5 protein-coding genes are annotated in these 6,557 nt (G+C 37.4%); 4 read left to right on the forward strand and 1 reads right to left on the reverse strand.

Going from position 1 to position 6,557, the window contains the following annotated elements; translation table 11 throughout:
- The first annotated feature begins 2 nt into the window (after positions 1 to 2).
- The 4 genes from XEN7305_RS08835 (at position 3) to XEN7305_RS08850 (ending at position 6,037) form a co-directional block, all read left to right on the forward strand.
- Positions 3 to 935, forward strand: a complete 933-nt coding sequence (locus XEN7305_RS08835; RefSeq protein WP_006509054.1) for a phytanoyl-CoA dioxygenase family protein — start codon at positions 3 to 5, stop codon at positions 933 to 935.
- Positions 936 to 1,035: 100 nt separating this feature from the next.
- The gene (locus XEN7305_RS08840; protein ID WP_006509055.1) at positions 1,036 to 2,130 is read left to right on the forward strand and encodes a GNAT family N-acetyltransferase; all 1,095 of its coding nucleotides are present in this window, start codon (positions 1,036 to 1,038) and stop codon (positions 2,128 to 2,130) included.
- Between the two features lie 28 nt (positions 2,131 to 2,158).
- The gene (locus tag XEN7305_RS08845; protein WP_071591335.1) at positions 2,159 to 3,295 is read left to right on the forward strand and encodes a DegT/DnrJ/EryC1/StrS aminotransferase family protein; all 1,137 of its coding nucleotides are present in this window, start codon (positions 2,159 to 2,161) and stop codon (positions 3,293 to 3,295) included.
- A gap of 123 nt (positions 3,296 to 3,418) precedes the next feature.
- Positions 3,419 to 6,037, forward strand: a complete 2,619-nt coding sequence (locus XEN7305_RS08850) for a polysaccharide biosynthesis tyrosine autokinase (RefSeq protein WP_006509057.1) — start codon at positions 3,419 to 3,421, stop codon at positions 6,035 to 6,037.
- 274 nt (positions 6,038 to 6,311) lie between these two features.
- On the opposite strand, the gene XEN7305_RS08855 is transcribed toward XEN7305_RS08850, so the two are convergent.
- Positions 6,312 to 6,557: tetratricopeptide repeat protein (locus tag XEN7305_RS08855; protein WP_006509058.1), on the reverse strand; the 246-nt coding region annotated here is incomplete at its 5' end.

The following is a 6,557-nucleotide window of genomic DNA, read 5'->3' on the forward strand; positions in this document are numbered from 1 at the left end:
TTATGACTAGACTGACTACTCAACCTCTTAATTTATCATCAGTACTAAAAGAATTGAACTTTTCTTTGTCTGCGGAACAACTAAGATTATTACCAACGGCAGAAGATGTAACTTTTTTTCAAGAACATGGTTGGTTTATCACTAAAAAAGTTTTCTCCGATGAACTAATAGATAAGATTTATCAGGTAAGTCAAGAATTTTACCAAGGTATAAAAGATACCAATCTCCCCTATGAAGATGGCTATGGAAACTGGAAAAAAGAAGATGGAGGACTAATTCGAAATAATGAACATATTTCTCTACAGAAAAAAGCATTTTGTCAATTGACTTTAAATCCAATTCTTGGTGCGATCGCTGGAAGATTAGCTAAAACTTCTGAGATCAGACTTTGGCAAGACCAGATAATTACGAAAGAACCTACGCCCAAAACCAATAATAGTAAAGTTGGTTGGCATATTGATAGCTCTTATGTGTCCAATTCTACTTCTAAAAAACTTTTAGGTGCCTGGATTCCTCTTCATGATGTTACAGAAAAGCAGGGGCCTTTAGTAGTTATAGATCGCAGCCATAAATGGCAAGGAAATGAACATATGCGGTCTTTTAATCAGGATAATCATCAACAAATTGAAGCAAAATTTACTAAACAAGGAAAAGAAGTCAAAAAAATTCCTATTGTTCTTAAAAAAGGACAAATAAGTTTTCACGATGGGTTATTGGTTCATGGTAGTTATTCCAATACAAGTGACTCTTCTCGTCTGGCGATTCTTGTATCCCTTCAAGATAAAGATAATCGCTATCAAGAATTCTGGAATAATGGAAAACAAATTCATCACTTTCTAGATCGTCTTTGTCGCAAGCAAACTAGCGGTTTACCTGATTATACTGACCCCAAAATTTTTCCAGTATTATGGTCAAGTAATAGTCAAAATAAATAAATTTAGTCAGTTGCTTATTTTCCTAATGATTTGTTTTAATCCCACGAGCAAATTTCTGCTCAGAAAGTAATATTAATATTGAAATTCAAAATAAATAATTATGTACTTTGATATTTTAACAACTAATTCTAATCAATGGAGAGAGATTTTAACTCTAATCAAACATGATATATATCAATTGCCAGAATATGTTGCTTTAGAAGGTAAAAGATCTAATAGTATCCCCCAAGCTTTCTTAGCTATTGATGAACAAAAAATATTTTTTGTTCCTTATCTAATCCGTTCTTGCCAAAATATTCTTAAGACAGACAAGGAAATTCTTGATGTAATTTCGCCCTATGGCTATCCTGGAATTCTTCTAAGTGAAGCTGCCAAAGAAGATCATAATTTTTGTGGTTTAGCTTTAGAAAAATTTCGTCATTCCTTACAAGAACAAAATATTTGTTCAGCATTTTTTAGATTGCATCCAATTCTCAATGAAAACTGGCACAATATATTTGCTGCTGATGCTTTATTTGCAAATGGCACAACTGTATCTATTGATTTGAAGCTACCTAAAGAAGAAATTTGGAGTAATACTAAATCTAACCACCGCAATAAAATAAATCGTTGTACAAAAAGGTTTGGCTTAACCACAAAAATCACCAAATTATCCCAAAGACTTGATGTATTTTGCCAACTATATGAAGAAACAATGGCAAGAGTTATTGCCCAAGATATTTACTATTCTTTTAATAGCGAATATTTTCAGCAAATGGATTCTGAGATGAGCGATCGCCTATATTTATGTTTAGTCCAATCTGAATCAGGCGAACCAGCATCAGCAGGATTATATACAGAATGTGGCGGTATTGTTCAAGCAGCTTTTGGCGGCATTAGTAATAATTTTGTCAGGCAATCTCCTAGTATTTTAGAACTTGACGCTATGCGCTGGTGGGCGAAAGAACAAGGCTACCAATATCTTCATTTGGGTGGTGGAGTAGGCGGTTCAGAAGATAGTGTTTATAAATTTAAAGCTGGTTTTTCTAAACTCAGGCACCCTTTTTATACCTTGCGCTTAATTATTGACCAAGAAAAATATGATTATTTAGTTGACTTAAAGGCTAGATCTCACAATATTGCTGTTGATGAATTAAAACAATCTAATTTTTTCCCAGCCTATCGCGCTCCTTTAACAGTAGACATGAAACAGTAATTGTTCATTTCTTAGTAATTAAAAACAGATGAAAAATAAATCAATTTTATTGTCAACTCCCCACATGGGAGAACAAGAACTAGAATTCGTCAAAGAAGCCTTTAGCACCAATTGGATTGCTCCCGTTGGTCCTCATATTAATGCTTTTGAAGCAGAATTTTGTCAGGAAATTGGTAGTAAATATGCCGCTGCATTAAGCTCCGGCACAGCAGCCTTGCACCTAGCTCTTCGGCTTGTAGGAGTCGAACCGGGAGACGAAGTTTTTTGTTCCACCCTAACCTTTATTGCTAGTGCTAGCCCCATAAACTACCTGGGAGCTAAACCAGTCTTTATCGATAGCGATCGCGACTCCTGGAACATGAATCCTGATCTGCTACGAGACACCCTAAAGCAGCGAGCAAAAATAAACAAATTACCCAAAGCCGTCATCCTAGTCCATCTCTATGGGCAAGCCGCCGATCTCGATCCGATTGTCTCGCTATGCAATGAGTATGATATTCCCCTAATCGAAGATGCCGCGGAAGCTTTAGGCGCAAGCTATAAAGGAAAATCGCCGGGAACCTTTGGTAAATTGGGAATTTTCTCCTTTAATGGCAATAAAATTATCACCACATCTGGTGGTGGGATGCTTATCTCCGATGATCAAAAACTAATTGAAAAAGCTCGTTTTTTAGCAACTCAAGCTAGGGATGCCGCCGCCCATTATCAACATTCAGAAATTGGTTATAACTACCGTCTGAGTAATATTTTGGCAGGAATTGGTCGCGGTCAATTGCGAGTTCTCCAACAGCGAGTTGAGGCTAGAAGACGCAATTTTGAAATCTATCAACAAGCTCTAGCCCATCTGCCAGGTCTAGAATTTATGCCCGAAGCTCACTACGGTACTCATACGAGATGGCTAACCTGTTTTACCGTAGATCCCAATCTGGCCAAAGTAGATCAAGAAACAATCCGTTTACATTTAGCAGCTCAAAATATTGAAAGTCGTCCTGTGTGGAAGCCTTTACATTTGCAACCAGTATTTTCTAAATGCGAAGTAATTGGTGGAAAAGTTGCCGAAGATTTATTTCATCGAGGTCTTTGTTTGCCTTCGGGTTCCAATTTATCTGTTACAGATTTGAAAAAAGTTATTGTCGAAATTGAAAAGATTTATTGTCAGAATTAAAATATCCTCTTTGTTTATGTTGAGAACAATATAATAAAAATAATCAAAAAATATAATCTTTTTAGCATCATTGTTTCAGGACAAATAAATCTCTTATCAGGGCAAATAAAAGTAACAATAAAAATGGAAAATTCACAACCTTCTATCTCAATATATAAATATTGGCTGATTTTTAAAAAACGTTTTCCCCTGGCATTAGGAATATTTTTATTTATTTTTATCTTAGGTGCTGTAATCACCAACCTTAAGGAACCAACCTATAGAGCGATCGCGAAGATAAAGTTACGAGAGATTAATCCCAGTTCTTCTTTAACAGAACTTGGCAAAGAATTCGGAGTGTTGTCTGGTCTAACTCAAGACAGTAGCCCGATCACCACCGAAACCGAAATTATTCGTTCCCAACCTCTGATCGAAAAAACAATTGCCGATCTCCAACTAAAGGATGAAGAAGGCAAGACCTTAACAGTGGAAAAGTTCCTGTTATCACTGAGCGTCAGAGAAGTTAACTCGACAGATATTCTCAGAATTTCCTATCAAGATGCTGACCCCAAAAGAGCCGCTGAAGTCGTCAACACCTTAGTTAGTAACTATATTGATAATAATGCTCAGTTCAATCGTCGCGAAGCAGTATTAGCAAGAGAATTTTTACAACAACAACTGCCAACAACTGAAGCAACCCTCGAAAAATTAGAAGAATCAATCCTCAAAATCCAAGAAGACAATCAGATTGTTTCCCTCGAAGAAGAATCAGCTAGTATCGCAATCAGCCTACAGCAAATTAGACAAAATATTGCCGAGAGTCGCGCTCAGCTTGCCAACTCCAGTAGTCAGTCAGGATTTATTAGTAGTCAATTGGGCATGACCTCTCAAGATGCCCTAATTGCAACGGCGGTCAATCAATCTTCCAGCGTTCAACAATCTCTAACACAATTACAGCAACTAGAATCTGAGTTGGTCGACAAGCAAAGTCGTTTTACCGATGTCAATCCTGAGATTATTGAGCTAAAAGAACAAATTCTTTTGCAAAAACAGCTACTACAAAAACAGATTGGCAATGTTGCGGGCAATCGTGGCGACAATCTGTTAAATAATGCTCAATTAGGCACGATTCAACAAGAGCTGGCTTTAGAATTAGTCAAATTGGAAGCTAATAATATTGGTTTAGCCAAAGAACTGGAATATCTAACTCAGATCGAACAGGTGCAACTGCAAAGAGCGAGGATTTTACCCAAACTGAGATTTCAGTTACGACAGTTAGAGCGAAAATTAGAAGTTTCCCAGGACAGCTACAGCTTACTTCTCAATAAACTGCAAAATATTCAGATTACAGAAAATCAAAATATTGGCAATGTCAGAGTGCTGGCTAATGCAACAGTGCCTCAAAAGCCGATTGATTCTCGTTCGGCCAATTATATGGCTTCTGCGTTGTTAGGTTTAATCTCTGCTGTCGGGGCGGTTTATATTCTAGAAATAATGGATAGATCACTAAAAACTGTTGAAGATGCCAAGCAATTATTGCGCTATACCAGTCTGGGGATTATTCCTGAAATAGAGCGAGCTAAATTACCCCAACTTCCAGTTCAGAATGAAGATAGTACTGTGCCGATCGCGATCGTCAATCATTATCCAACTTCTGCAATTAGCGAGTTCTATCGTATCCTGCATTCTAATCTCAAATTCCTCTGTTCAGATAAGAAGATCAACACAGTAGTCATTACTAGTTCTACTTCTGGAGAAGGCAAATCCAGCATTGCCGCCAATTTAGCCTCGGCGATGGCGCAAGTGGGCAAAAAAGTTTTGCTAATAGATGCCAATCTCCATTCTCCAATCCAACATCGAATTTGGGATATTTATGCCGAACCAGGTTTAAGCAATTTCATTGCCGAACAACAGGCTCTAGATTCTGTGAAACAACAGGTAATCACCAATCTTGATCTGATTCCTTCTGGGGCGATTCCCCCTTCTCCTGTGACCTTACTCGATTCCCGACGGATGAAATCTTTGGTAGATCATTGTGCGACGATTTATGACTTTATTATTATTGATAGTCCAGCTTTGAATAAGGCGGCTGATGCTTTAACTCTGGGGATGATGGCAGATGGTGTATTGCTTACCCTCAAGCCAGGTCAGGTAAATTATTCCGAGGTCAAGTTTGCCCAAGAGATTTTGGAGCAATCGGGACAAAATATTTTAGGAATTGTCTTTAATGGGGTAGAGTCTCAGGTCGATTCTCATAATTATTCTTACCATTCTCTCGAAGATGTCCCCCATAATGTTCAAAATATTGGTCAAACATTACCAAGTTTGGAAACAAATCAAGATGGTTTGTGGGACACAATTGCGCGCCACCAACAAGACTCTTATCTCAAGGAAGATGATTATGATCTCGATCTAGATAAAATTGACCATAGCCCGATCGAAGAGATCGAAAATAAAGTTCTTGATTTACAACAAGATTTGGATCAGCTAACAAAAATTGTTCACGAACAGGAAGAAGAGTTGTTGTTACATGAACATACTGTGAGACAAATCCAAGAACAACTTGAGGTGACAACTTCTACGAGAGAACGCTTTGTTTTGGAGCGGCAGTTGTTACAAGAGCAAGAATGCCAAAATATGTTGCAGGAAACTTTGATTGGACAGCGTAGTAATCTTGAAAAAAGAAAGCAATTACTCTTGCAATATCAAAAAATGTTGTTTGCTAAAAGAGTTGGGATTAATCTTAAGGTGATGACGAATTAACTATCGTAATTCTTCTACTCGTGAAGTACAGTAAATCTAAGCTTTGGGGAATAGGGAATAGTGGTTAGATCCCACACCACCGAAGGACGTGAGTTCGATGAGTAAAATTTACTAGTTCTGAACAGGGATTTAGGGATTTGGGGATTTAAGGAAAAGCCTATTACTTCGTTGTTCAACTTGGGAAATTTAATCAAAAAGAAAATTCGTTGAGCTGACGTTCGCATAAATTGTGAAAGGATATTCGAGATCGCAATCGTTAATCAGCTTTTTTGTTTCATTCTGACTCAATTAATGATTTAAAATTTGGTTTTTCTCGAATATTGTCAAAATCCGAGTCGGTTTTAGCCATCTCTCGATATTCAGGATTTAGATTGATTGCCTGGGTTAAGTTCTCAATTGCCAAGTCAACATTATTTTGCAAACTATATGCACAAGCTTTGTTATACCAGGCTTTGTCTTTATCAGGATTCAACTCCAGAGCCTTATCATAGGATGCGATCGCCTCTTGGTAGCGTTGTAA

Origin of the sequence: Xenococcus sp. PCC 7305 (assembly GCF_000332055.1) — a bacterium.
Classification (GTDB): domain Bacteria; phylum Cyanobacteriota; class Cyanobacteriia; order Cyanobacteriales; family Xenococcaceae; genus Xenococcus.